Origin of the sequence: Streptomyces sp. CAI-85 (assembly GCF_013363615.1) — a bacterium.
Taxonomy (GTDB): Bacteria; Actinomycetota; Actinomycetes; order Streptomycetales; family Streptomycetaceae; genus Streptomyces; species Streptomyces antibioticus_B.
Window position 1 is genome coordinate 13018 of the sequence record NZ_JAANNX010000035.1, and the last position, 24536, is coordinate 37553.

The window sequence follows — 24536 nt, forward strand, 5'->3', positions numbered from 1 at the left end:
GGCGCTGCCGGGGGGAATGGCCCGATCAGGATCGGGCAACCGGAGCAGCATACAACGACTGCGCCAGTAGAACGAAACTACCATGGCTGCTCAGGGCCCTCCGCCCGGCCGGGCCCCCGCCCCGGCCCACCTCCGTCCGGCGGTCCCGGGCCCGGGGTCTACGCTGCGTCCAGTCCAGCAGCTCAAGGAGGCGCAGGTGGCGCACGCCCCGCAGACATTTCTCGATGCTCTCGCGGTGCGCACCTGGTGCGGCCTCGCCCTCGCGGCGCTGGGACGCGCGCGTGAGGAGATCGACGCGATCAACGTGTACCCCGTCGCGGACGGGGACACCGGCACCAACCTCTATCTGACGGTCGAGTCCGCGGCGACCGCCGTCGAGGCCGTGTTCGCGGGCTACGAGGCGGGCGCCGACGGCGGCGCGCCCTCCCTCGCCGACGCCGTGCGCGCGATGGCGCACGGCGCCCTCATCGGGGCGCGCGGGAACTCCGGCACGATCCTCGCCCAGTTGCTGCGCGGCATGGCCCAGGTGCTGGCCGCCGAGGGCGGGGCCGCGCACACCGGCGGGGAGGGCCTGCGGCTCGCGCTGCGCCGGGCCGCCGACTCCGCCCGGCTGGCGGTCGCCCACCCTGTCGAGGGCACGGTCCTGTCCGTCGCCTCGGCCGCCGCGGACGCCGCCGACGGGGCCGAGGGCGACTGCGTGACGGTCGCCCGGGCCGCCCACCGGGGCGCCTGCGAGGCGCTCGCCGCGACCCCCGCCCAGCTCGCCGTCCTGGCGCGCGCCGGGGTGGTCGACGCGGGCGGCCGGGGACTGGTCGCGGTGCTCGCCGCGCTGGTGGAGACCTTCGCCGGGGAGGCCCCGGCGCTCCTCACGACGGCGCCCGACGGCGCGCACGCACGCGTGGACGCCCTTCCCGATTCGCTCGCCGGGCCCGCGGAGAGCTGCGCCGACGGGGCGGACGGCGAGGACGGCGGCCCGGCCTTCGAGGTGATCTACCTCCTGGAGGCCGAGGACACGGCCGTCGCCCGGCTGCGGCGCCGCCTGGACGCCCTCGGGGACTCGCTCGTGGTGGTCGGCGGCGACGGCCTGTGGAACGTCCACGTCCATGTCGACGACGCCGGCGCGGCCGTGGAGGCGGGCGTCGAGGCGGGACGGCCGTACCAGATCCGGATCACGCACTTCGGGGCCGGTGACGCGCACGCGCGCGTGGGAGAGCGTCCGCTGCGCGAGCGCGCCCAGCGGGCGGTCGTCGCCGTGGTGCCGGGCGAGGGCCTGGCCGGGCTCTACACCGAGGCCGGCGCGACCGCCGTCCTGGCGCGCCCCGGGGAGCCGCCCGCCAGCGGCGAGCTGGTCGAGGCCGTACGGCGGGCCCACGCGCGCGAGGTCGTGCTGCTGCCCAACGACGCCGAGCTGCGGCACACCGCGGCCGCAGCCGCCGAACAGGCCCGTGCCGAGGGCATCCGGGTGGCCCTGATCCCGACCCGCTCGGCGGTCCAGGGGATCGCCGCCCTCGCCGTGCACGAGCCGGGGCGCCGCTTCGACGAGGACGTCGTCTCGATGACCTCGGCGGCCGGCGCGACCCGGCACGCCGAGGTCGTCGTCGCCGAACGCCAGTCCTGGACCATGGCGGGCATCTGCCAGGCCGGCGACATCCTCGGCCTGGTCGACGGGGACGTCGCCGTCATCGGCGCCGATGTCACCGAGACCGCCGTGAGCGTCCTGAACCGGATGCTGTCGGCGGGCGGCGAACTGGTCACCCTGGTGCTCGGCGACGACGCCCCCGAGGGGATCGCCGAGCACCTGGAGGCACGCGTGCGGGAGGCGTACCTCGCCGTCGACACGGTGGTGTACCGGGGCGGGCGGCAGGGCGCGCTGCTGCTCATCGGCGTGGAGTAGCTCCCCGGGGCGGGGCTCGCTCAGTCCGCCGTCTGCTCCGCCACCACCTGGAGGAGCTGCTCCGCCTCCGCGCGCCGCGCCCGCGCGGGACCGCCGTCCTCGCCGCCCCGGGCCGCCTCGTCCTCCGGATAGGCCCGCAGCACGGCACGCGCGCGGGCCGCCGCGGCCGCCGGGCGGCCCAGGTCCGTCTCCAGCCAGCCCGCCGCCAGCTCGGCGCCGGTCCGGGCCGGCAGCCCGTCCTCGCCGAGCCCCACGAACACCGCGACCGCCTCCGCCACCTGCGACAGCGCCTCCTCCAGGGTGGCCCGGATCGCGTCGTCGTCGGCGTCCTCGCCCGCCGAACGGGCCAGCAGGTCCCCGAACTGGCGGTGCGTGTGCCCCAGCTCGGCGACAAGACGCAGCCGCGCCTCCTCGTCGTCCGTCGCGCCGAGCGCGTCCGCGCACTCCTCCACCGCGCTCGTCATCAGCCCGCGCGCGGTGTCCGTGCCGTCGTCCGTGCGCAGCGCCAGCCAGGCCCGGGCCCGCAACGAGCGCACCAGCCCGTGCACATTGCCCAGGGCCCGCCACAGCTCGCCCGCACGCGCGTACGCCTGGTCGGCGTCGGCGTGCAGCCCCGCCTGCCCGAGCGACTCGGCGGCCAGATGCGCGAGCGTCGCGTGGTCGTGCTGCTCGGGCCAGTGCCGGGCGATCTCGGCGGCCCTGAGCCGGCGCTCGGCCGCGTCCCGGTGCTCGCCCAGCTCGGCCAGACAGTCGCCCAGCCACCACATCGTCTGCACGACCGGCCCGTCGCCGTGCGTCTCGGCGTTCAGGTCGGCCAGCGCCGACTCCAGCACCTCGGCGGCCTCCGCCCAGCGGCCCTGGCGGACCAGATAGCCGCCGAGCTGATGACGCGCCCACGCGCCGAACGCCGGGCCCTCGCCCGACTCGTCGGCCCAGTGCGCGGCCTCCAGGGCGTGCTCCGTGGCCTCGTCGGCCTGCCCTCGGCCCCCGACCACCTCGGCGAGCTGGAGATGGAGCTGGGCCCGGCCCACGGGCTCCAGATACGGCCCGCCGTGCTCCAGGGCCGCCCGCAGCGCCCGCTCCGCCTCCACCATGTCGCCCAGATGGTGCGCGAGCCCGGCCAGCCGGGCCTCGTACTCCACGGCGAACCACGGCAGCCCGGCCCCGGTGAACTCCGCCGCCGCCCGCGCGAACAGCTCCGCGCCCGACTCCGGGTCCCCCGAGCGCGTGGCCAGCTCCGCGAGCATCGCGTGCGCCTCGGCGACCCGCGCGGCCAGCCGTACGTCGTCGTCGGTCCGCCCCTCGACGAGCGCCAGCACCTCCCGTACGGCGCTCTCCGCGTCGGCGAGGACCGGCTCCGGGACGGGCCCCTCGGCCGTGTGCACGGAGCGCATCAGGATCCGCGCCCGGGACATCAGCACGCCCGCCGCCTGCCGCACCCCGGTGCCGCCGTCGGCGTACAGCGCGAGGACCTCGTCGTAGGGGCCGGCGACCGCGGTGAGCGCGCCTGGGACGTCGTCCTCGGCGAGCGCGTGGACGTACGCCGCACGCGCGTGTGCCGCCAGGGCCTCGCCGGGGTCGCCCGCCTCCGCGTACAGCTCGGCGGCCCGCGCGAACGTTTCAGCGCCCTCCGGGCCGAGTGCGATCGCCGCGTGGTCGGCGATCTCCGCACGGTCCCGCGCGTCCAGCCCGGCCCCCTCCGTGCCCTCCGTGTCCGCCGTGCCCTCCGTGTCCTCCATGGCCTTGGCGGCCCGGGCCACCGCCGCCCACGCCTCCACGGCGTTCGGCCGCAGTGTGTCCGACAGCCGCCTGGCCTCGGCGATCAGCGCCTCCAGACCCTCCGCGCCCGCCCCCTCGGCCGGGGAGGCCGATGCCGCACCGGCCTCCCCGGCCGAGGGCGGCGCGGCAGGGGCCGGACGCGCGGCCCGCACCCCCAGCGGCAGCCGCTCCACCAGCGGGCGCTGTGCCATCCGCGCGCGGGCCCGCTCACCGATGTGCGCTGTGCCGTTGCGCTCGTCGAACCGCGCGGCCAGCGCCAGGGCCTCCGCGCGCGCGTGCGCGGCGAGCTCGGCCGCCGTCCACTCCCGCCCCGCCGGACCCGGCACCCGCTGCCCCTCCAGGCCCATGTCCGCAAGGCGCTCCATCAGCAGCGCCACCACGCACAGGAACTCCAGCCTGCTGCGCGGATGCCCGTCGTCCGTGAAGTACGCCGGCCGCTCCGCCAGCAGCTCCAGACCGCGCGCCTCGTTGCCGGTCAGCGCGCAGAACTCCACATGGTCGGCGTACGCGCCCCGCATGCTCTCCATCGGCCGCACCAGCCGGAAACCCCGCAGATGGTTGGCGCGCGCCTCGTCCGCGCGGCCCAGCCGCAGCAGCGGCACCAGCGACGACGCCAGCACGGTGTGCGGCTCATGCGCGCAGGTGTACGCGCCCTCCAGTACCGGCGCCCACAGTTCCAGCGCCTGCGCGTCCCGGCCGTTCTCGGCGTGCCACCAGCCCTGCCCGTGCAGCTCGCACGCGTGACAGTCGGCCATCGCGTCCCGGTCCGCGGCCAGCCAGGCGTCGAACGCCCGCTCCGCGCGCGCAGTGTCCCCGACGTGCGCGGCCACGCTCAGCTCGGCGCTGCGCACCGCGCGCTCCGAGTGCCCGGCCAGCCGGTAGCGGTGGTCCATCTCGCCGAGCCACTTCTCGACCGACGCCAGCGGGATGTGCGGCTGGTCCAGCATGCCGGCCGACATCCACTTGAAGACCCAGTGCAGCGCGTGCGTCTCGTACTCGTCGAAGTCCCCGGGCCGTTCGTCCCACATGCGCAGCAGCCGCGCGAACGGGACGAACATCTTCGCCTTCTCGGAGCTGTAGTTGTAGACCTTGAGCTGGTGCCCGAGCGCCTCGATCACCGCGAGCGGCTCGTTCAGCCGCTCGGCCGCCACCAGCAACTGCTCCGCGCGCGCGTTGCGCGCCGGGCCCTCCGGCCGCTCGCCGTTCTCCGCCATCGCCCGGCGCAGGGCGTCGAAGTCCGTGATCTCGCTCATTCAGTGACCGCCCCCCGCGGTGTCGGAATCGGAACCGGGAACGGCCTCGCCGTGCGTGGCCCACTCCAGCAGGCCGATGAACGCCCGGTTCAGCAGCGCCGAGTCCGCCGGCCGCAGCGGCCGCTGCGCCATCAGCAGCGCCTGCCCGTACAGCGACTCGGTGGCGGTGCCGATCAGTTCGGGCTCCCCGAGCGAACTGATCCGCCGGATCAGCGGGTTGAGATGGTTCAGCACCAGACGCGCGCGCGGGGCGCTGCCGCGCAGCGAGCCCAGGATGCCCGCCCACAGATCGTCGGCCTGCGCCTCGGCCTCGGCGCGCGCCTGCTCGTGCCGGGCCGCCCGGTCGTCCAGGTGCAGCGCGGGCACCGACAGCGGATGGAAGGCCCGCAGGACCACGTCGCAGCCCAGCGGGTCCAGCTTCGCCCGCGCCACCGCGAGGAACCCCGCCAGCGCCAGCTCCTCCGCAGGGTCCACCGAGTCCAGATGGGCCGTCACGGTGTCCGCGTCCAGCTCGGCGACCACCGTCCCCGGCCGCACCGACGGCAGCGCCTCGACCAGCTCGCTGTCGTAGGTGTAACCGCCGTTGATCACCCCGACGCCCTGCGCGGACGCGATCGGCGCGACCTGCCGGTACTCCTCCACCGTGCGCGTGAAGTGCACCACCGGGTGGCGCTGCGCGAACTCCTCCAGCGACAGCCGCCCGTCGGTCGTCTCGAAGGGCAGCCACGGCAGCATCGTGCGCAGCATCTCCTTGTCGTGCCGCGCCAGGGACTTGACCCCCAGGTGGTGCACGGCGAGGAACGCCCCGAGCCGCTCCGGGTCACCGGCCGCGAGCCCGGTCAGCCAGGCCCGGATCCGCTCGCCCAGCGCCTCCCGGACGGCGGCCAGCGTCTCGTCCTCGTACAGCGACTCGCGCGAGGCCGTCGGCCGCAGACTGTCGGTGTCGAGCACACAGCGCACGAAGAACGCCCAGTCGGGCAGCAGTTGCTCGGCGCGCTCGGTCAGCAGCATGCCCTTGAGGTGCACCCGGTGCGTGGCCCGCTGCGCCGGACTGACCGCGGCCGGCAGCACGTACGCCACCCCGCGCACCCCCGCCGCCGGCACGTCCAGCTCGATCGTGTCCAGCGGCGTGAACCCGAAGAGCTGGTGGCAGTGCCGGGCCAGCGCCACCCGCCGGTTGGCGGGGGAGGCGTACGGCCGGTCCCAGGGCGCCGGCAGATCGGTGACCGCCTCCTCGCCCACCCGCACGTCGTACGGCAGCAGCGAGCCGAAGTCGCGGGCCAGCCGGAGCACCCGCTCCTCGGTGAGCCACTCCGCGGCCCCGGCCCGCGCCACCAGGTGCACGGTGGTGCCCGGTTCGGGCCGCTCCTCGTGCGGCAGCGTCCGCACGGTGTACGAACCGTCGTCGCGCGCCGTCCACTCCACGGGCGGCGCGTCCGGGGTGCGGGAGCTGCGGCTGACCACCCGGATCCGCTCGGCGACCACGAAGCAGGCCAGCAGTCCGATGCCGAACTGCCCGAGGAAGTCGGCGCGCGCCTCCCGCAGGTCGTCCGCCCGCTTGGAGCTGCGCCCGATGGTCGCCAGCAGGGTGTGCACATCGGCCTCGGTGAGCCCGACGCCGGAGTCCTCCACCCGCAGCGCGCCGTCGGCCGCGAACAGCCGCACCCGCGCCGGGGCGTCGGGCTCCTCGGCCCGGCGCGCCGTGATGGCGTCCACGGCGTTCTGGAGCAGCTCGCGCAGGTAGACCTTGGGACTTGAGTACAGATGATGGGACAGCAGGTCCACCAGACCACGCAGGTCGACCTGGAAGGTGTGTGGTGACGGAGTTGCCTGGGATGCCTGTGAGGTCTGGGAGTCCATCGCTACGGCGCCGCGGGTTGGGGTCGGGCACGGCGCGGGGTCGGGCGGTCCCGGTGGGGCGGTGACCGCGGATGATGGCTGGAGGCGCGCCATCCTAGGGCCCGAACGAGCCGTCTGACCAGGGGTTTCGGGATAAGGATCCGGCAATGTGGGTGACGCGTGTCCACCGTTGTCAGTGCGGTGGTGTGCAATGGATCTCGTGCCCGCACTCGAAGAACCGCTGAAAAAGGTGCTCGGCCCACCTACCGCGAAGGTGATGGCCGAGCATCTCGGCCTGCACACCGTCGGCGATCTCCTGCACCACTATCCGCGCAGATACGAGGAGCGGGGCCAGCTCACCCACCTCGCCGACCTCCCCATGGACGAACACGTCACGGTGGTCGCCATGGTCGCCGACGCCCGGCTGCACTCCTTCGCCTCCGCCAAGTCCCCGCGCGGCAAGGGCCAGCGGCTCGAGGTCACCATCACCGACGGCCACGGCCGGCTCCAACTGGTCTTCTTCGGCAACGGCGTGCACAAGCCGCACAAGGAACTCCTGCCGGGCACCCGCGCGATGTTCGCCGGCAAGGTGTCCGTCTTCAACCGCCGCCTCCAGCTCGCCCACCCGGCGTACGAACTGCTGCGCGGCGACACCGAGGAGGCCGTCGAGACCTGGGCGGGCGCGCTGATCCCGCTCTACCCCGCCACCGCCAAGCTGGAGTCCTGGAAGATCGGCAAGGCGGTCCAGACCGTCCTGCCCAGCGCCCAGGAGGCCGTCGACCCGCTCCCGGAGAGCCTGCGCGAGGGCCGCGGCCTGGTCTCCCTGCCCGAGGCCCTCCTCAAGATCCACCGCCCCCACACCAAGGCCGACATCGACGCCGCCCGCACCCGTCTGAAGTGGGACGAGGCGTTCGTCCTCCAGGTCGCCCTGGCCCGCCGCCGGCACGCCGACGCCCAGCTCCCGGCCGTCCCGCGCCGGCCCGCCGCCGACGGTCTGCTCTCCGCCTTCGACGACCGGCTGCCCTTCACCCTCACCGACGGCCAGCGCAAGGTCTCCGCCGAGATCTTCGACGACCTGGCGACCGACCATCCGATGCACCGGCTGCTCCAGGGCGAGGTCGGCTCCGGCAAGACGCTCGTCGCCCTGCGCGCCATGCTCGCCGTCGTCGACGCGGGCGGACAGGCCGCCCTCCTCGCCCCCACCGAGGTGCTCGCCCAGCAGCACCACCGCTCCGTCGTGGAGATGATGGGCGAACTGGCCGAAGGCGGCATGCTGGGCGGTGCGGACCGCGCCACCAAGGTCGTGCTGCTCACCGGTTCCATGGGCGCCGCCGCCCGCCGCCAGGCCCTCCTGGACCTGGTCACCGGCGAGGCCGGCATCGTGATCGGCACCCACGCCCTGATCGAGGACAAGGTGCGCTTCCACGACCTGGGCCTGGTCGTGGTGGACGAACAGCACCGCTTCGGCGTCGAACAGCGCGACGCCCTGCGCGGCAAGGGCACCCAGCCCCCGCATCTGCTCGTCATGACCGCCACCCCGATCCCGCGCACGGTCGCGATGACCGTCTTCGGCGACCTGGAGACCTCGGTCCTCGACCAGCTCCCGGCCGGCCGCTCGCCCATCGCCAGCCATGTCGTCCCGGCCGCAGACAAACCCCACTTCCTGGCCCGCGCCTGGGAGCGCGTGCGCGAGGAGGTGGCGAACGGCCATCAGGCGTACGTCGTCTGCCCCCGCATCGGCGACGAGGAGGACGACCCCAGGAAGGCCGGGCGGAAGAAGTCCCCGGAGGACGAGGCGGAGAAGCGCCCCCCGCTCGCCGTCCTCGACGTGGCCGACCACCTCGCCGAGGGCCCGCTGCACGGGCTCACCGTGGAGGTGCTGCACGGCAGGATGCACCCCGACGACAAGGACGCCGTGATGCGGCGCTTCGCCGCCGGGGACACCGACGTCCTGGTCGCCACGACCGTCATCGAGGTCGGCGTCAACGTCCCGAACGCCACCGCGATGGTGATCATGGACGCCGACCGCTTCGGCGTCTCCCAGCTCCACCAGCTCCGCGGCCGGGTGGGGCGCGGCTCGGCCCCCGGCCTGTGCCTCCTGGTCACCGAGATGCCGGAGGCCAGCCCGGCCCGGCAGCGGCTCGGCGCCGTCGCCGCCACCCTCGACGGCTTCGAGCTGTCCCGCATCGACCTCGAACAGCGCCGCGAGGGCGATGTCCTCGGCCAGGCCCAGTCCGGCGCCCGCTCCTCCCTGCGCGTCCTGGCGGTCATCGAGGACGAGGAGGTCATCGAGCAGGCCCGCGAGGAGGCGGTGGCCGTCGTCGAGGCGGACCCGGACCTGACCGCGCACCCCGGACTGCGCACCGCCCTGGACGCCCTGGTGGACGAGGAACGGGAGCAGTACCTGGAGAAGGGATGAGCGCCCCGGACCGCCCCGGCGACCGTCCCCGCAGACCGCGGAGACCACAGCGACCGCCCCAGCGACCGCGGAGACCGCCCCGGACCGCCCCCAGCGAGCGCGGAGACCCCCGCGACCGGCCACACTGAACGCACACCCGCCGTCACGACCAAGGACCCGAAGATGACCCGCGTGATCGCCGGCACGGCCGGCGGACGCCGACTGGCCGTCCCGCCAGGGACCGGCACCCGCCCCACCTCCGACCGCGCCAAGGAGGGCCTGTTCTCCACCTGGCAGTCCCTGCTCGGCGGCCCCCTCGACGGCGAACGGATCCTGGACCTCTACGCCGGATCGGGCGCCGTCGGCCTGGAGGCCCTCTCCCGCGGCGCCGGCCACGCCCTCCTCGTCGAGGCCGACACCCGCGCCGCCCGCGTCGTCCGGGAGAACGTGAAGAGCCTCGCCCTCCCCGGCGCCGAGGTCCGCGCGGGCAAGGCCCGCCAGATCATCCAGACCGCGCCACCGGCACCGTACGACCTGGTCTTCCTCGATCCGCCGTACGCCGTCACGGACGACGATCTTCGGGAGATCCTGCTCACACTCCGCTCGGGGGGCTGGCTCGCGGCGCGCGCCCTCGTCACCGTGGAGCGCAGCACCAGAGGCGGGGAGTTCCACTGGCCGGACGGTTTCGAAGGACTCCGGGCCCGTCGCTACGGCGAGGGAACGTTTTGGTACGGTCGCGCCGCCTCTACGTGCGAAGACGCACGATGACCGGACCGGAGAGCGAGGGATCTCAAGTGCGCCGCGCCGTCTGTCCCGGGTCGTTCGACCCGATCACCAATGGACATCTCGACATCATCTCCCGCGCCTCCCGTCTGTACGACGAGGTCTATGTCGCGGTGATGATCAACAAGTCCAAGAAGGGCCTGTTCGACGTCGACGAGCGGATCGACCTGATCCGCCAGGTCACCGGCGAATACGGGAACGTCCGCGTCGAGGCATTCCACGGCCTCCTGGTCGACTTCTGCAAGCAGCGCGACATCCCGGCCATCGTCAAGGGCCTGCGCGCGGTCAGCGACTTCGACTACGAGCTTCAGATGGCCCAGATGAACAACGGCCTCTCCGGAGTCGAGACGCTCTTCGTCCCCACCAACCCCACCTACAGCTTCCTGTCCTCCTCCCTGGTCAAGGAAGTGGCCACCTGGGGCGGCGACGTCTCCCACCTGGTGCCCCCGGTGGTCCTCGACGCCCTCGACGCCCGCCTGCGCGCGGGCTGATGGGGCTACAGTCGTCCCGTCCGTCTCCAACACAGTTTCAGAGAGTGGCGAGCAACCGGTGGACGTGCAGAAGAAGCTCGACGAGATCGTCACCACGGTCTCCAGTGCCCGGTCGATGCCCATGTCGGCCTCGTGCGTGATCAACCGCGCCGAGCTGCTCGCCCTGCTGGAAGAGGTGCGCGCGGCCCTGCCCGACTCGCTCGCCGAGGCCCGGGAGCTGATCGGCGGCCGTGAGCAGATGGTCGAGCAGGCCCGCCAGGAGGCCGAGCGGATCATCTCCGGCGCGCACGCCGAGCGCGGCTCCCTGATCTCCGACACCGAGATCGCCCGCCGCTCCCAGGCCGAGGCGGACCGCATCCTCGCCGAGGCCCGCCAGGAGGCCGAGGAGATCCGCGCCGAGGCCGACGACTACGTCGACTCCAAGCTCGCCAACTTCGAGGTCGTCCTCACCAAGACGATCGGCTCCGTCGGCCGCGGCCGCGAGAAGCTCCTCGGCACCGGCCCGGGCCTGGACGAACAGGGCTACGAGGACGAGGACGCCCCCGAGCGCAGCCACGACCCCGAGACCCTGCGCCGCGACGCGGACGCCTATGTGGACGTCAAGCTGGGCGCCTTCGAGGCGGTCCTCAGCAAGACCCTGGAGGCGGTCGGCAAGGGCCGCCAGAAGCTGCACGGCCGGATCGCCACCGACGCCCTCGGCGCCCTCGCCGACGACGACTCGACCTTCCAGCACTCCTCGGACGCCGACTACCTCGCCGACCTGGCCGCCCTCGCCGAGCAGGACACCCGGGCCGCACAGCAGCCCGCGCCCGGCCCCTACGAGCAGCAGCAGCCGCAGGAGGCGGCGCAGGGCGTCCCGCAGGACGCCTACGCCTACCAGCAGCAGCCCGACCCCTACGCGGGCGGCTACGCCCAGCAGCAGGGCTACGGCCAGCAGCCGGACCCGTACGGCTACCAGGAGGCCGACCCGTACGCCTATCAGGGCTACGACGCCCAGCAGGCCGCCTACGACCCGCAGCAGATGCAGCAGATCCCACAGCAGATGCAGCAGCCGCAGCAGCAGCCCGGGTACGCCCTCGACGAGACCAGCCTCTTCGACACCGGCATGATCAGCCCGGAGCAACTGCGGGCCTACGAGCAGGAACGCGGTCTGTAGGACGCCGGGGCGGCCCGCGCGGGGCCCCGGATTGGGCTGAGCGGGAAAGCTCCAGTATCCTGGCTCTTCGGTCGCGTGTGCGTTCGTCGGTTTTGCTGCCTTCGTATCCGCCCGCGATCATCGTCGCCCGGAACACCGAAGGGCGGCGACCCTCAGAGCTTGGAAGATCGAAAGCAGGAATGGCTCCCAACGCACGGCTGGACCACCGCAACCCCCTCGTGTTCGACACGCACGAGCTGGGCCGGCGTCCTGGCGCGCTACAGCGCCTGACCCGCGTGATCGACGCACCCGTGGATCTCGGCATCCCGGGCGTCGTCGGAGTGCCGGAAGGCGCCCCGGTGGAGCTCGAACTCCGACTCGAGTCGGTCATGGAAGGTGTGCTCGTCACAGGCACCGCCCGTGCACAGGCCGAGGGGGAGTGCGTAAGGTGTCTGGAGCCGCTGGAGCTAGCGCTCGAAGCGGACTTCCAGGAGATGTTCTCGTACCCTGACGCCGATGACCGGGGCCGCGTGAAGGCGGAACCGGCCGACGACGCCGAGGACGACGAGGACAGGCTCTTCATCGAGGACGGCATGTTCGACCTCGAACCCGTGCTGCGGGACGCGGTGGTGCTCGCACTGCCGATGCAGCCGGTGTGCCAGGACGACTGTCCCGGCCTGTGCTCCGAGTGCGGAGCCCGGCTGGCGGACGACCCGGGGCACCACCACGACGCCACCGACATCCGTTGGGCGGCATTGCAGGGACTCGCCGGTTCACTCGGAGACGGCGAGAAGGACGAGATGAGTGGCGAAGCGCCCGGTTCGGCGCGCGCCAACGAGAAGCAGGAGAAGTAGCCGTGGCTGTTCCGAAGCGGAAGATGTCGCGCAGCAACACGCGCCACCGCCGGTCGCAGTGGAAGGCTGCGGTCCCCACCCTGGTTGCGTGCGAGCGCTGCCACGAGCCCAAGCAGCAGCACATCGCGTGCCCGTCTTGCGGCACCTACAACAAGCGCCAGGTCCTCGAGGTCTGAGCGGCTGGTGAGAGGCTTCATGTCTGACGCCAAGGCGGACTCGACCGCCAAGAAACAGGCGGACAACGCGGCCTCGTCCCACACGCTTCTGGAAGGGCGGCTCGGCTATCGGCTCGAGTCCGCCCTTCTGGTGCGTGCGCTGACCCACCGCTCCTACGCGTACGAGAACGGCGGTCTGCCGACGAACGAACGGCTGGAGTTCCTCGGGGACTCCGTGCTCGGTCTCGTCGTCACGGACACGCTGTACCGCACCCACCCCGACCTGCCCGAAGGCCAGTTGGCCAAGTTGCGGGCCGCGGTGGTCAACTCGCGTGCGCTGGCGGAGGTCGGCCGTGGCCTCGACCTGGGCGCCTTCATCCGGCTCGGCCGTGGTGAAGAGGGCACGGGCGGCCGGGACAAGGCGTCCATCCTCGCCGACACCCTCGAAGCGGTGATCGGCGCGGTCTATCTCGACCAGGGCCTCGACGCGGCCTCCGAACTGGTGCACCGCCTGTTCGACCCGCTGATCGAGAAGTCCTCGAACCTCGGAGCCGGCCTGGACTGGAAGACCAGTCTCCAGGAGCTGACCGCGACCGAAGGGCTCGGTGTCCCCGAGTACCTGGTCACGGAGACCGGCCCCGATCACGAGAAGACCTTCACTGCTGCCGCCCGCGTCGGAGGCGTCTCGTACGGCACCGGCACCGGCCGCAGCAAGAAGGAGGCGGAGCAGCAGGCCGCCGAGTCCGCCTGGCGGTCCATCCGGGCCGCGGCGGACGAGCGCGCCGAGGCGGCGAAGGCGGCCACGGCCGCCGCGGCCGCCGACGCCTCGGTGGACCCCGAGTCCGCCGCCTCCGCCTGACGAACACCCGCACAGGAACACAAGTACGAGACGAACGCCCGCCTCCCACCCGGGGGCGGGCGTTCCGTACGGGGGATCCATGCCCGAGTTGCCCGAGGTCGAGGTCGTCCGGCGCGGTCTGGAGCGATGGGTCGCCCATCGCACGGTCGCCGACGCCGAGGTGCTGCACCCCCGTGCCGTCCGTCGCCATCTCGCGGGCGCCGACGACTTCGCGCACCGTCTGGCGGGCCACCGGATCGGCACCCCCAGCCGTCGCGGCAAGTACCTGTGGCTGCCGCTGGAGGACTCCGGGCAGGCGATCCTCGCCCACCTCGGGATGAGCGGCCAACTCTTGGTCCAGCCGCACGCCGCGCCCGACGAGCGGCATCTGCGCGTCCGGGTGCGGTTCGCCGACACCGTGGACACCGAACTGCGCTTCGTCGACCAGCGCACCTTCGGCGGCCTCTCCCTGCACGACACCACCGCGGACGGACTGCCCGACGTCATCGGGCACATCGCCCGCGACCCCCTCGACCCGCTGTTCGACGACGAGGCGTTCCACCAGGCGCTGCGCCGCAAGCGGACCACCATCAAGCGGGCCCTGCTCGACCAGTCGCTGATCAGCGGCGTCGGCAACATCTACGCCGACGAGGCGCTCTGGCGCTCCCGCCTGCACTACGACCGCCCGACCGGCACCTTCACCCGCCCGCGCACCTTCGAACTGCTGGGCCACGTCCGGGACGTGATGAACGCGGCCCTCTCCGTCGGCGGCACCAGCTTCGACAGCCTGTACGTCAACGTCAACGGCGAGTCGGGCTACTTCGACCGGTCCCTGGACGCGTACGGGCGCGAGGGCCTGCCCTGCAAGCGGTGCGGTACGCCGATGCGGCGCCGGCCCTGGATGAACCGCTCCAGCTACTTCTGCCCGACGTGTCAGAGGGCGCCGCGCGCCGCGTCGTAGCGCTCCCGGGCGGCCAGGACGTCGTCCATCCGCCCCTCCACGCAGTGGATGAGGGCCAGCAGCCGTCCGGCGACCTCATGGCCCAGCGGGGTCAGCTCGTAGTCCACCCGGGGCGGATTGGTCGGCTGGGCCTCACGGTGCACCAGCCCGTCGCGCTCCAGCGCGTGCAGCGTCTGCGAGAGCATCTTCTCGCTCACCCCGTCGACCCGCCGCCGCAGCTCGTTGAACCGCAGCGACCCCTCGTGCAGCGCCCCGAGCGTCAGCCCGCCCCACCGCCCGGTGACATGCTCCAGCGTCCCGCGCGAGGGACACGCCTTGGCGAACACGTCGTACGGAAGCCCCTGCTCCACCGCTCGCTCCGCGCTGCTCATCCCCCGAGCGTACGCGAACACAGCGCAAACCATCAGAACGCGCTACCCCGGGGACAGCGCCCCTGGCCAGGAGCTTCCGTGGTCGGTCGGCCCTAGTAGCCGAAGTCCTGGGTCCACCAAGGGCCGCCCGCGCCGAAGTGGACGCCGACGCCCAGGGTCTTGAAGTCGGGGTTCAGGATGTTCGCCTTGTGGCCGGGGCTGTTCATCCAGGCGTCCATGACGGCGGCCGCGTCGGTCTGGCCCCGGGCTATGTTCTCGCCGCCGAGTCCGGAGACGCCGGCGTTCGTGGCGCGGTCCCAGGGGGTCAGTCCGTCCGGGGAGGTGTGGTCGAAGAAGCCCTGGGCGGCCATGTCGTCGCTGAACTGCTCGGCCAGTTCCGCCAGCGGGCTGCTCGCGGTGAGCGCGCCGAGCCCGGCCTCGGACCGCTCCTGATTGACCAGCTTGAGGACCTGGGCCGCGGCCAGGGTCTCGGCGGAGACGGTCGCCGGGGTCTCCGGTTTCCGGGGCGCCTCGGTCTTCTCCGGGGCCTTGGGCGTGGTGGCCTCGGCGGACGGGTCCCGGGTCGGCTCCTCGGCCGGAGTGGTCTCCGTGTCCTCGGCCGCCTTGTCGCCGCCGGTCTCGCTCGGCGAGGCCGTGGACTCCGACGGGGAGGTCGAGGTGGACGGCGAGGTGGCGCTGCCCGTGCCCTGGCCGGTCGAGGTGTCGCCGCGCCCGCCGTCGGCCGCGCCGGACGTGCCGCCGAACTCGGAGGCCGAGTTGCTGGGGGAGTCCACCGCCTGCACGTTGTCGCCCGCACCGCTGCCGCCCCCGAGGCGGTAGCTGTCCAGGCCCGGCACCACACCGGTGGCCACCGCGACCGTGCCGAACGCGACGGCCGCCGACACCCCGAGCAGCCCCGTCTTCACGGGCGTCGCGGGCTTGCGCTTACGGCGCCGGCCGGTGCCGCCCCGGCCCGAGCCGGGCCGCAGGGCGCCGCCGTCGGGCGCGAAGCCGTCCATCGTGAACAGCGCGGTGTCGTCGGCACCGAAGTCAGGACCGGAGCCGGGACCGAAGTCCGGAGCGAGATCGGGAGCGAAGTCGGGTGTGAAGTCCGAGACGAAGTCGCGGTCGAGGTCGGAGCCGAGACCGGGGCCGTGCTCCGGGGGGAGGTCCCGGCCGTAGGCCCGGCCGTGGTGGACGGCGTAGTCGGGCGCGGAATTCTGCGCGTAGTCGTCCGCGGCGCCGACGTGGGCGTACTCCTGCGCCCCGCCGTCAGGGCCGTACGGCCCGTCCGTGGCGTAGAGGTACTCCTGGCTGCGTGCGACCGAGTCGGCGTACGCCTCCGGATTCAGATACGGCGCGATGCCCATCGTCCGCGCTCCGCCCGGATACGAGCCCCGGGGGTCGTGGCCCCCGGGGTACGAGTCGTCCGGCTGTGCGACCCCCGTGGCGCGGCCCGTGGCGGCGCGGCCGGCGGCGGAGCGTCGGTGGCGTCCCATGTCCTTGCCTTCCTCGTCCAATGCGGTGTTTCCACCGGCCGGCCGGGGCGGTTGGACCCTCGTACGCCCTGTGCTCGGCCCGACTCACTCGAAGGAGTGAGTTTCATATGAGAATCATTGGGAGGGGACGGTACCGCATGGCGCAGGGGGAGGAAGTGCCCCGAGGGACTTTGCCCGGTTAGGTTGCACCCATGAGCGAGGATGTACGGCTGGTCGCCTGGGTGCGTGGACATGTCCAAGGGGTGGGTTTCCGCTGGTTCACCCGGGCCAAGGCGCTGGAGATCGGCGGACTGAGTGGCTTTGCTCTCAATCTGGCCGACGGCCGGGTCCAGGTGGTCGCGGAAGGCGCCCGGGAGGGCTGCGAGGGGCTGCTCGACTGGCTCGCGGGCGACGACACGCCCGGGCGCGTGGACGGAGTCACAGAGATATGGGACACACCGCGGGGCGGCTACGACGGCTTCGCGATCCGCTGAGGCACGCGTGCGGGGCTGCCCCGCGGAAGCGGCGAAAGGCGCCCCCGGCACCCGCCCCCGGCGAAAAGAAGCAGGTGGTTGCCAAGAATCGCTTGTGATGGCATGCTCCGCACGCAAGGATGATCGCCACGCCCGAGGGTCCCGAGGGTGCCGCAGCGCCGCCGTTCAGGCCGCGCGGCAACGGGTTGCCCGCCAATACGGGGCGTGATCGTGTTGACCGTCAAACTTTTTGGTGAGACGCTGAAAGCCCCGCGCACCTCCGCTGTTTGGCATGGATGAACGGCAGCACGAACAAGATCCTTCCAGACACCGCGGGTGCGAATCCCTCACGACCCACACCGCTTCGGTCGGTCACTCAGTGTGGAGGACCATCCATCATGGCAAAGGCGCTTCTCGGTTACGTCGGCGGCTCCGACCCGCGACTCCTCGCCGAGATGCGACGGCTCCAGCAGCGCGTCCAGGACCTGGAATCCGAGCTCGGACGGATCCAGGCCGAGAACGACGCTCTGACGGCTGCCGCTTCTCACGACAGGTTCATGGAGAGCATCGACGCACACCAGGCGGAGCCTGCGCTCACCTGATCGCTGCACCGCTCCACGACAGCACATGCAGAGGTCGGGCGGCACATATCAACCGCGTCGGACCGCTTAAGTTGTCAGAAGTTGCAAGGGACGCCTCGGCGTCCCTTCGTTCTTTCCCCCGCCGTCTTCCCGCCGTTCCCCCGGTCGTACGACTCCCGTTTCCCCCGTCTGCTCCTCCCAGTCTCTACAACGTGTGGTCTGCCCTGCGCGTTCAAGGGTGAAACCGAGGGGCGGCAGGCGTTCATGGAGTGAGACCGGCCCGGAAGGTAGAGTCCAGCGCCGTGCACCTCAAGGCCCTGACCCTCCGAGGGTTCAAGTCGTTCGCGTCGGCGACCACACTCCGGTTCGAGCCGGGGATCACCTGTGTCGTCGGGCCCAACGGCTCGGGCAAGTCCAACGTGGTCGACGCGCTGAGCTGGGTCATGGGCGAGCAGGGCGCCAAGTCCCTGCGCGGCGGCAAGATGGAGGACGTCATCTTCGCCGGGACCACCGGCCGCCCCCCGCTGGGCCGCGCCGAGGTGTCCCTGACCATCGACAACTCCGACGGCGCCCTGCCCATCGAGTACGCCGAGGTCACCATCACGCGGATCATGTTCCGCAACGGCGGCAGCGAGTACCAGATCAACGGCGACACCTGCCGGCTGCTCGACATCCAGGACCTGCTGTCCGACTCCGGCATCGGCCGCGAGATGCACGTCATCGTCGGCCAGGGCCAGCTCGACTCCGTCCTGCACGCCGATCCGATGGGCCGCCGCGCCTTCATCGAGGAGGCCGCGGGCGTCCTCAAGCACCGCAAGCGCAAGGAGAAGGCGCTGCGCAAGCTCGACGCGATGCAGGCCAACCTCGCGCGCGTGCAGGACCTCACCGACGAGCTGCGCCGCCAGCTCAAGCCCCTGGGCCGCCAGGCGGCGGTGGCCCGACGAGCCGCGGTCATCCAGGCCGACCTGCGCGACGCCCGCCTGCGCCTCCTCGCCGACGACCTCGTACGGCTGCGCGAGGCGCTCCAGGCCGAGGTGGCCGACGAGGCCGCCCTCAAGGAACGCAAGGAGACCGCCGAACAGGAGCTGCGCAGGGCGCTCCAGCGCGAAGGACTGCTGGAGGACGAGGTACGGCAGCTCACGCCGCGTCTCCAGCGCGCCCAGCAGACCTGGTACGAGCTGTCCCAGCTCGCCGAACGCGTCCGCGGCACGATCTCGCTGGCCGACGCCCGCATCAAGAGCGCCACCTCCGCGCCGCCCGAGGAGCGGCGCGGCCGCGACCCCGAGGACATGGAGCGCGAGGCCGCCCGTGTCCGCGAGCAGGAGGCCGAGCTGGAGGCCGCCCTGGAGGCGGCCAGCCACGCCCTCGACGACACCGTCTCCCACCGCGCCGACCTGGAGCGCGAACTCGCCGTCGAGGAACGGCGGCTGAAGGACGTCGCCCGGGCCATCGCCGACCGCCGCGAGGGCCTCGCCCGGCTCAACGGCCAGGTCAACGCGGCCCGCTCGCGCGCCGCCTCCGCCCAGGCCGAGATCGACCGGCTGGCCGCAGCCCGCGACGAGGCCCAGGAGCGGGCCGTCACCGCCCAGGAGGAGTACGAGACCCTCCAGGCCGAGGTCGACGGCCTCGACGCCGGCGACGCGGAACTCGCCGGGCACCACGACACAGCGAAGCGCGGGCTCGCCGAGGCGGAGGCCGCGCTGACCGCCGCCCGCGAGGCCGTCACCGAGGCCGAACGCCGGCGCGCCGCCACCCAGGCCCGCCACGAGGCCCTCGCCCTCGGCCTGCGCCGCAAGGACGGCACCGGCGCGCTGCTCGGCGCCCGCGACCGGCTGGACGGACTGCTCGGCCCCGCCGCGGAACTGCTGACCGTCGTCCCCGGACACGAGGTCGCGCTCGCCGCCGCCTTCGGCGCCGCGGCCGACGCCGTCGCCGTGAGCGGACCCACCGCCGCCGCCGACGCCATCCGGCTGCTGCGCAAGCAGGACGCGGGACGCGCGGCCCTCCTGCTGGACGGCGCCCCCGGACCCGCGGAGCGGGCGGCACCGCAGGACGGGCCGCCGTACGCCGCCGATCTGGTGCGGGGGCCGGACGGGCTGATGGCCGCCGTACGGACGCTGCTGCGCGGGATCGTGGTGGTGCCGACGCTGGAGGACGCCGAGGAACTCGTCTACGCCCGGCCCGGCCTCACCGCCGTCACCGCCGACGGCGATCTGCTCGGGGCGCACTTCGCGCACGGCGGGTCGGCCGGCGCGCCCAGCCTGCTGGAGGTGCAGGCGTCCGTCGACGAGGCCGCCGCGGAACTGGCCGAACTGGCCGTACGGTGCACGGAGCTGACCCACGCGCAGCAGGAGGCCGCCGCGCGCCGGGCGGAGTGCGCCGCGCTGGTCGAGGAGCTGGGGGAGCGGCGCCGGGCCGCCGACCGGGAGAAGTCGTCCGTCGCCCAGCAGCTCGGCCGGCTCGCCGGGCAGGCGCGCGGCGCGGCCGGGGAGGCCGAGCGGTCCACCGCCGCCGCGGCCCGGGCGCAGGAGGCGCTGGAGCGGGCCGTCGAGGAGGCCGAGGTGCTCGCCGAACGGCTGGCCGTGGCCGAGGAGATGCCGGTCGAGGAGGAGCCCGACACCTCGGTGCGGGACCGGCTCGCCGCCGACGGGGCCAACGCGCGCCAGACCGAGATGGAGGCCCGCCTCCAGGTCCGTACCCACGAGGAGCGGGTGAAGGGGCTCGCCGGACGGGCCGACTCGCTGGACCGGGCCGCCCGCGCCGAACGCGAGGCACGCGCGCGTGCCGAGCAGCGGCGGGCGCGGCTGCGCCACGAGGCGGCCGTCGCCGAGGCCGTGGCCTCCGGCGCCCGGCAACTGCTCGCCCATGTCGAGGTCTCGCTCGGCCGCGCCGACCTGGAGCGGGTGGCCGCCGAGGCCGCCAAGGCGCGCCGTGAGCAGGACCTGGCCGCCGCCCGGACCGCCGGGCGCGATCTCAAGGCCGAGCTGGACAAGCTGACGGACTCCGTGCACCGGGGCGAGGTCCTGGGCGCCGAGAAGCGGCTGCGGATCGAGCAGTTGGAGACCAAGGCGCTGGAGGAGATGGGCGTGGAGCCCGCCGGGCTCGTCTCCGAGTACGGCCCCCGCCAGCTCGTCCCGCCGTCGCCGCCCGCCGAGGGCGAGGAGCTGCCGGAGGACCCCGAGCACCCGCGCAACCAGCCGGTGCCGTTCGTCCGCGCCGAGCAGGAGAAGCGGCTGCGGGCCGCCGAGCGGGCGTACCAGCAGCTCGGCAAGGTGAACCCGCTCGCGCTGGAGGAGTTCGCCGCGCTGGAGGAGCGCCACAAGTTCCTCAGCGAGCAGTTGGAGGACCTGAAGAAGACGCGTGCCGATCTCCTTCAGGTGGTGAAGGAAGTCGACGAGCGGGTCGAGCAGGTCTTCACCGAGGCGTTCCGGGACACGGCGCGCGAGTTCGAGGGCGTGTTCAGCCGTCTCTTCCCGGGCGGCGAGGGACGGCTGATCCTGACCGACCCGGACAACATGCTCACCACCGGCGTGGACGTGGAGGCGCGGCCGCCGGGCAAGAAGGTCAAGCGGCTCAGCCTGCTGTCCGGCGGTGAGCGGTCGCTGACCGCCGTCGCCATGCTGGTGTCGATCTTCAAGGCCCGGCCCAGTCCGTTCTACGTCATGGACGAGGTCGAGGCGGCCCTCGACGACACCAACCTCCAGCGGCTGATCCGCATCATGCAGGAGCTCCAGGAGGCGTCCCAGCTCATCGTGATCACGCACCAGAAGCGGACCATGGAGGTCGCCGACGCGCTGTACGGCGTCTCCATGCAGGGCGACGGGGTGTCGAAGGTGATCAGCCAGCGGCTGCGCTGAGCGCGCCGCTCACACTTCAGGGCCGCTCGCTTTCAGGACTGCTGGCTTCAAGAAGTGAACGCATGTGGCGTTCTTGTGTCTCCGTTCTCACATTTCCCCACGTTTGATTTTGAGACTTGAAGGCATAGTCTCTGCAACGTTGGATTTACCTTCAGGTACCACCTATCTGGAGGCCCCACGAGGGAGTGGAACGTGACCACAGCGCAGGCACAGAAGTCAGGACCCGGGACGGCACATCCCGATCATCTCGGGCATGTCATCTTCATCGCGGCGGCGGCCGCGATGGGCGGGTTCCTCTTCGGCTACGACAGTTCCGTGATCAACGGTGCCGTCGAGGCGATCCGGGACCGCTACGACATCGGGTCCGCGGCTCTGGCGCAGGTCATCGCCATCGCTCTGATCGGCTGTGCGGTCGGTGCGGCCACGGCCGGCCGGATCGCCGACCGTATCGGCCGGATCCGGGTCATGCAGATCGCGGCCGTGCTGTTCACCGTCAGTGCCGTCGGCTCGGCGCTGCCGTTCTCGCTGTGGGACTTCGCCCTGTGGCGGGTCGTCGGGGGCTTCGCCATCGGCATGGCCTCGGTCATCGGCCCCGCCTACATCGCCGAGGTCGCCCCGCCCGCCTACCGCGGCCGGCTCGGTTCCTTCCAGCAGGCCGCGATCGTCATCGGCATCGCCGTCTCGCAGTTGGTCAACTGGGGTCTCCTCAACGCCTCGGGCGGCGACCAGCGCGGCACCCTGATGGGTCTGGAGGCCTGGCAGGTCATGCTCGGCGTGATGGTCGTCCCGGCCGTCCTCTACGGGCTGCTGTCCTTCGCGATCCCCGAGTCCCCGCGCTTTCTGATCTCCGTCGGCAGGCGGGAGCGGGCCCGGGAGATCCTCGCCGAGGTCGAGGGCGAGAGCGGTGACCTGGACGCACGCGTCACGGAGATCGAGAACGCCATGAACAGCGAGCACAGGTCCGCGTTCAAGGACCTGCTCGGCGGCGGCTTCTTCTTCAAGCCGATCGTCTGGACCGGCATCGGTCTGTCGGTCTTCCAGCAGTTCGTCGGCATCAACGTCGCGTTCTACTACTCCTCGACGCTGTGGCAGTCGGTCGGTGTCGACCCGACGGAGTCGTTCTTCTACTCGTTCACGACGTCGATCATCAACATCGTCGGCACCGTGATCGCCATGATCTTCGTGGACCGGATCGGCCGCCGCCCGCTCGCGGTCATCGGCTCGGTCGGCATGGTGATCGGCCTCGCGCTGGAGGCCTGGGCCTTCTCCTTCGACCTGGTCGACGGCCGGCTCCCGGCCGCGCAGGGCTGGATCGCCCTGATCGCCGCCCATGTCTTCGTCCTCTTCTTCGCCCTGTCGTGGGGTGTGGTCGTCTGGGTCATGCTCGGCGAGATGTTCCCCAACCGGATCCGCGCCGCCGCCCTCGGCGTCGCCGCCTCCGCGCAGTGGATCGCCAACTGGGCCATCACGGCGAGCTTCCCGTCCCTGGCCGACTGGAACCTCTCCGTCACCTACGTCATCTACACGGCCTTCGCCGCGCTCTCCGTCCCGTTCGTCCTGCGCTACGTCAAGGAGACGAAGGGCAAGGCCCTGGAGGAAATGGGCTGACACCCCCTCGACCCGGGGAGCCGGGCCACCACCCCGCCGCCCGCTTCCCCGCCCCACCACCGCCCCTGACCCGGTCAATCCCGGGGCGGGGGCGGGGGTGTGTCGGGGGCGGGGGCGGTATCCGGCTTCCCGGCCGACGCTGCCTGCGCCGACCCTGCGGCGTGGGCGGGCCGTCCGATGCGACGGTGCCGGGTCGGTCGGTGACCGGCCGGAACGGGTTATCCGGCGCGCCCCCTGTCAGTCGGCGCCATCCGTCCAGCGCCGGGCGCCAGGCCCTGGCGGGCCGTGGCGGGAGTCCCGCGCCTGCTGTCCTGCCGGGTTCGAACATTCCATACGCACCGGGCGTCCTGATCCAGACGTCGCGTCCACTGGTTAGCGGAGTCGGGACGCGGCGCGCCCACCGGCCGGTGGGGTCGACTGCTGCACGTCGTCGGCTGGTCGGGTCGGCCGTCTCGGCTGCACCGGCTGGCGGGGTTGAGACGTGCCGCGCCCACTGGGCGGCCTGATCCAGACGCAGCGCCCGCCGGCTGGTCGGGTCGGCCGCCTTGTCTGCACCGGCTGGTGGGGTCGAGGCGTGCCGCGTCCGTCGGTCGATCCGATCCGGCGCCCGGCGTCTGTCGGTCAGCGAGGTCGGCCGCCCCGCCTCCGACGGCTGGTCGCGGTCGGCTGCCTGCCTGCACCCGCCGGCGGCGTCGAGGCGCCCCACGTCCACCAGTCAGCCCGTGCCGGACGCCGGTTCAGGCGTCCCGCGGCCGATGCGGAGACCCGCGCCCCCCATGTCACCCCTCCAGCGCCGGAATCACCTTCTTCGCGAACAGCCGTAGGCTGCGCCAGCCCTCTTCCACCGGTATGCCGCCTGCCAGGGGGTGGAGGACCAGGTTGTCGAGGGCGGTGGTGGTGCAGGCCGCCGGGGTGAGGATGCGGTAGACGCCCTCCTCGCGGAGTTCGGGGACCGTCGTGGCCGTGGAGCGGACCGCCGAGCGGATCTCGGAGGACTGCCAGGAGGCGTACGTGCGGGCCTCGTGGAGGAAGTGGTGGCCGTAGGCGGCCCAGGCTCGGTCCGGGTCGTCCGAGATGTGGAGGAGAGGGGTGTTCGGGGCCGGCATCATCGTCCAGCCCTCCGTGCCGTACTCGGCCAGGCGCTCCTTGTAGTAGCCCTCCAGTTCCGGCAGGTGCGCGCTGGGGAAGAACGGGAGGCCCAGCCGGGCGGCCCGGCGGGCGGCGGCCTGGGAGGAGCCGCCGACCAGGAGCAGGGGGTGCGGGTCCGAGAAGGGGCGCGGGGTGACGCGTACCGTGCGGCCCCGGTACACGAATTCCTCGCCCGTCCATGCCTTCAGCAGGGTCTCCAGCAACTCGTCCTGGAGTCGGCCGCGCCGCTTCCAGTCGACGCCCGCCCGCTCGTACTCCTCGGGCCGGTAGCCGATCCCGGCGACCGTGACCAGCCGGCCGCCGCTCAGCAGATCCAGTACGGCGATGTCCTCGGCCAGCCGCAGCGGATCGTGCAGCGGGCCGATCACCGCCGAGACCGTCACCGCCAGCCGCCGCGTCGCCCCGAGCACCGCGCCCGCGAAGGCGAACGGCGACGGCAGCCAGTTGTTCTCGGCCCCGTGGTGCTCCTCGGTCTGCACGGTCGTGATCCCGTGCCCGTCGGCGTACGCGGCCATCTCCAGCGCGGCCCGGTAGCGGGCGCCCAGCTCGGCGGGGGAGGCGCCGGGGGCGACGAGGTTGAAACGGACGACGGTGACGGGCATGGGAGGCCCCCTTCGTGGTGGAGGGGGAGATTAGCTGACGCTTCGTCAGGTATCCAGG

At 72.9% G+C, this 24536-nt stretch carries 18 protein-coding genes; 13 read left to right on the forward strand and 5 right to left on the reverse strand.

Annotated features, from left to right (window positions below):
• The first annotated feature begins 196 nt into the window (after window positions 1-196).
• Entirely contained in the window at window positions 197-1894 is a 1698-nt protein-coding gene (locus tag G6W55_RS27100; RefSeq protein ID WP_175523422.1) for a DAK2 domain-containing protein, read from the forward strand.
• A 20-nt stretch (window positions 1895-1914) separates the two neighbouring features.
• Here G6W55_RS27100 and G6W55_RS27105 read toward each other — a convergent pair whose 3' ends face one another.
• Together G6W55_RS27105 and G6W55_RS27110 are read right to left on the reverse strand one after the other, a co-directional pair.
• A complete protein-coding gene (locus G6W55_RS27105) occupies window positions 1915-4926 on the reverse strand; it encodes a tetratricopeptide repeat protein (RefSeq protein ID WP_175523423.1) in 3012 nt (1003 codons plus the stop codon).
• Complete coding sequence (locus G6W55_RS27110; RefSeq protein WP_030793857.1) at window positions 4927-6786, reverse strand: HSP90 family protein; 1860 nt, start codon at window positions 6784-6786, stop codon at window positions 4927-4929. It lies immediately after the preceding gene.
• Between the two features lie 190 nt (window positions 6787-6976).
• Here G6W55_RS27110 and recG point away from each other — a divergent pair, with 190 nt between their 5' ends.
• The 8 genes from recG (at window position 6977) to mutM (ending at window position 14380) form a co-directional block, all read left to right on the forward strand.
• Entirely contained in the window at window positions 6977-9184 is a 2208-nt protein-coding gene (gene recG, locus G6W55_RS27115) for an ATP-dependent DNA helicase RecG (RefSeq protein ID WP_175523424.1), read from the forward strand.
• 162 nt (window positions 9185-9346) lie between these two features.
• Window positions 9347-9931 (forward strand): 16S rRNA (guanine(966)-N(2))-methyltransferase RsmD, encoded by a 585-nt coding sequence (rsmD, locus tag G6W55_RS27120; RefSeq protein ID WP_175523425.1) that lies wholly within the window; start codon window positions 9347-9349, stop codon window positions 9929-9931.
• Between the two features lie 26 nt (window positions 9932-9957).
• Entirely contained in the window at window positions 9958-10437 is a 480-nt protein-coding gene (gene coaD, locus G6W55_RS27125) for a pantetheine-phosphate adenylyltransferase (RefSeq protein ID WP_205071415.1), read from the forward strand.
• A 58-nt stretch (window positions 10438-10495) separates the two neighbouring features.
• Window positions 10496-11593 (forward strand): ATP synthase F0 subunit B, encoded by a 1098-nt coding sequence (locus tag G6W55_RS27130; RefSeq protein WP_175523427.1) that lies wholly within the window; start codon window positions 10496-10498, stop codon window positions 11591-11593.
• A gap of 179 nt (window positions 11594-11772) precedes the next feature.
• Entirely contained in the window at window positions 11773-12426 is a 654-nt protein-coding gene (locus G6W55_RS27135; RefSeq protein WP_175523428.1) for a DUF177 domain-containing protein, read from the forward strand.
• Window positions 12427-12428: 2 nt separating this feature from the next.
• Complete coding sequence (rpmF, locus tag G6W55_RS27140) at window positions 12429-12602, forward strand: 50S ribosomal protein L32 (RefSeq protein WP_003951102.1); 174 nt, start codon at window positions 12429-12431, stop codon at window positions 12600-12602.
• Window positions 12603-12621: 19 nt separating this feature from the next.
• Window positions 12622-13440 (forward strand): ribonuclease III, encoded by an 819-nt coding sequence (gene rnc / locus G6W55_RS27145; RefSeq protein ID WP_175523429.1) that lies wholly within the window; start codon window positions 12622-12624, stop codon window positions 13438-13440.
• 79 nt (window positions 13441-13519) lie between these two features.
• A complete protein-coding gene (gene mutM / locus G6W55_RS27150) occupies window positions 13520-14380 on the forward strand; it encodes a bifunctional DNA-formamidopyrimidine glycosylase/DNA-(apurinic or apyrimidinic site) lyase (RefSeq protein WP_175523430.1) in 861 nt (286 codons plus the stop codon).
• Here mutM and G6W55_RS27155 read toward each other — a convergent pair.
• Window positions 14353-14751 (reverse strand): helix-turn-helix domain-containing protein, encoded by a 399-nt coding sequence (locus G6W55_RS27155; RefSeq protein ID WP_175523431.1) that lies wholly within the window; start codon window positions 14749-14751, stop codon window positions 14353-14355. The genes mutM and G6W55_RS27155 overlap by 28 nt on opposite strands.
• Before the next feature lie 92 nt (window positions 14752-14843).
• Window positions 14844-16229: a CAP domain-containing protein gene (locus tag G6W55_RS27160; RefSeq protein ID WP_175523432.1), complete on the reverse strand. Its 1386-nt coding sequence runs from the start codon at window positions 16227-16229 to the stop codon at window positions 14844-14846.
• A gap of 191 nt (window positions 16230-16420) precedes the next feature.
• Here G6W55_RS27160 and G6W55_RS27165 point away from each other — a divergent pair, with 191 nt between their 5' ends.
• The 4 genes from G6W55_RS27165 to G6W55_RS27180 all read left to right on the forward strand — a co-directional run bounded on the left by G6W55_RS27165 (window position 16421) and on the right by G6W55_RS27180 (window position 22727).
• A complete protein-coding gene (locus tag G6W55_RS27165) occupies window positions 16421-16702 on the forward strand; it encodes an acylphosphatase (protein WP_175523433.1) in 282 nt (93 codons plus the stop codon).
• A gap of 377 nt (window positions 16703-17079) precedes the next feature.
• Window positions 17080-17283, forward strand: coding sequence for a hypothetical protein (locus G6W55_RS27170; protein WP_030793895.1), 204 nt, complete (start codon window positions 17080-17082; stop codon window positions 17281-17283).
• Between the two features lie 281 nt (window positions 17284-17564).
• Window positions 17565-21119: a chromosome segregation protein SMC gene (smc, locus tag G6W55_RS27175; protein ID WP_175523434.1), complete on the forward strand. Its 3555-nt coding sequence runs from the start codon at window positions 17565-17567 to the stop codon at window positions 21117-21119.
• A gap of 192 nt (window positions 21120-21311) precedes the next feature.
• Window positions 21312-22727, forward strand: coding sequence for a sugar porter family MFS transporter (locus G6W55_RS27180; protein WP_175523435.1), 1416 nt, complete (start codon window positions 21312-21314; stop codon window positions 22725-22727).
• Window positions 22728-23506: 779 nt separating this feature from the next.
• Here G6W55_RS27180 and G6W55_RS27185 read toward each other — a convergent pair.
• Window positions 23507-24478 (reverse strand): LLM class flavin-dependent oxidoreductase, encoded by a 972-nt coding sequence (locus G6W55_RS27185; RefSeq protein WP_175523436.1) that lies wholly within the window; start codon window positions 24476-24478, stop codon window positions 23507-23509.
• Window positions 24479-24536: the final 58 nt, after the last annotated feature.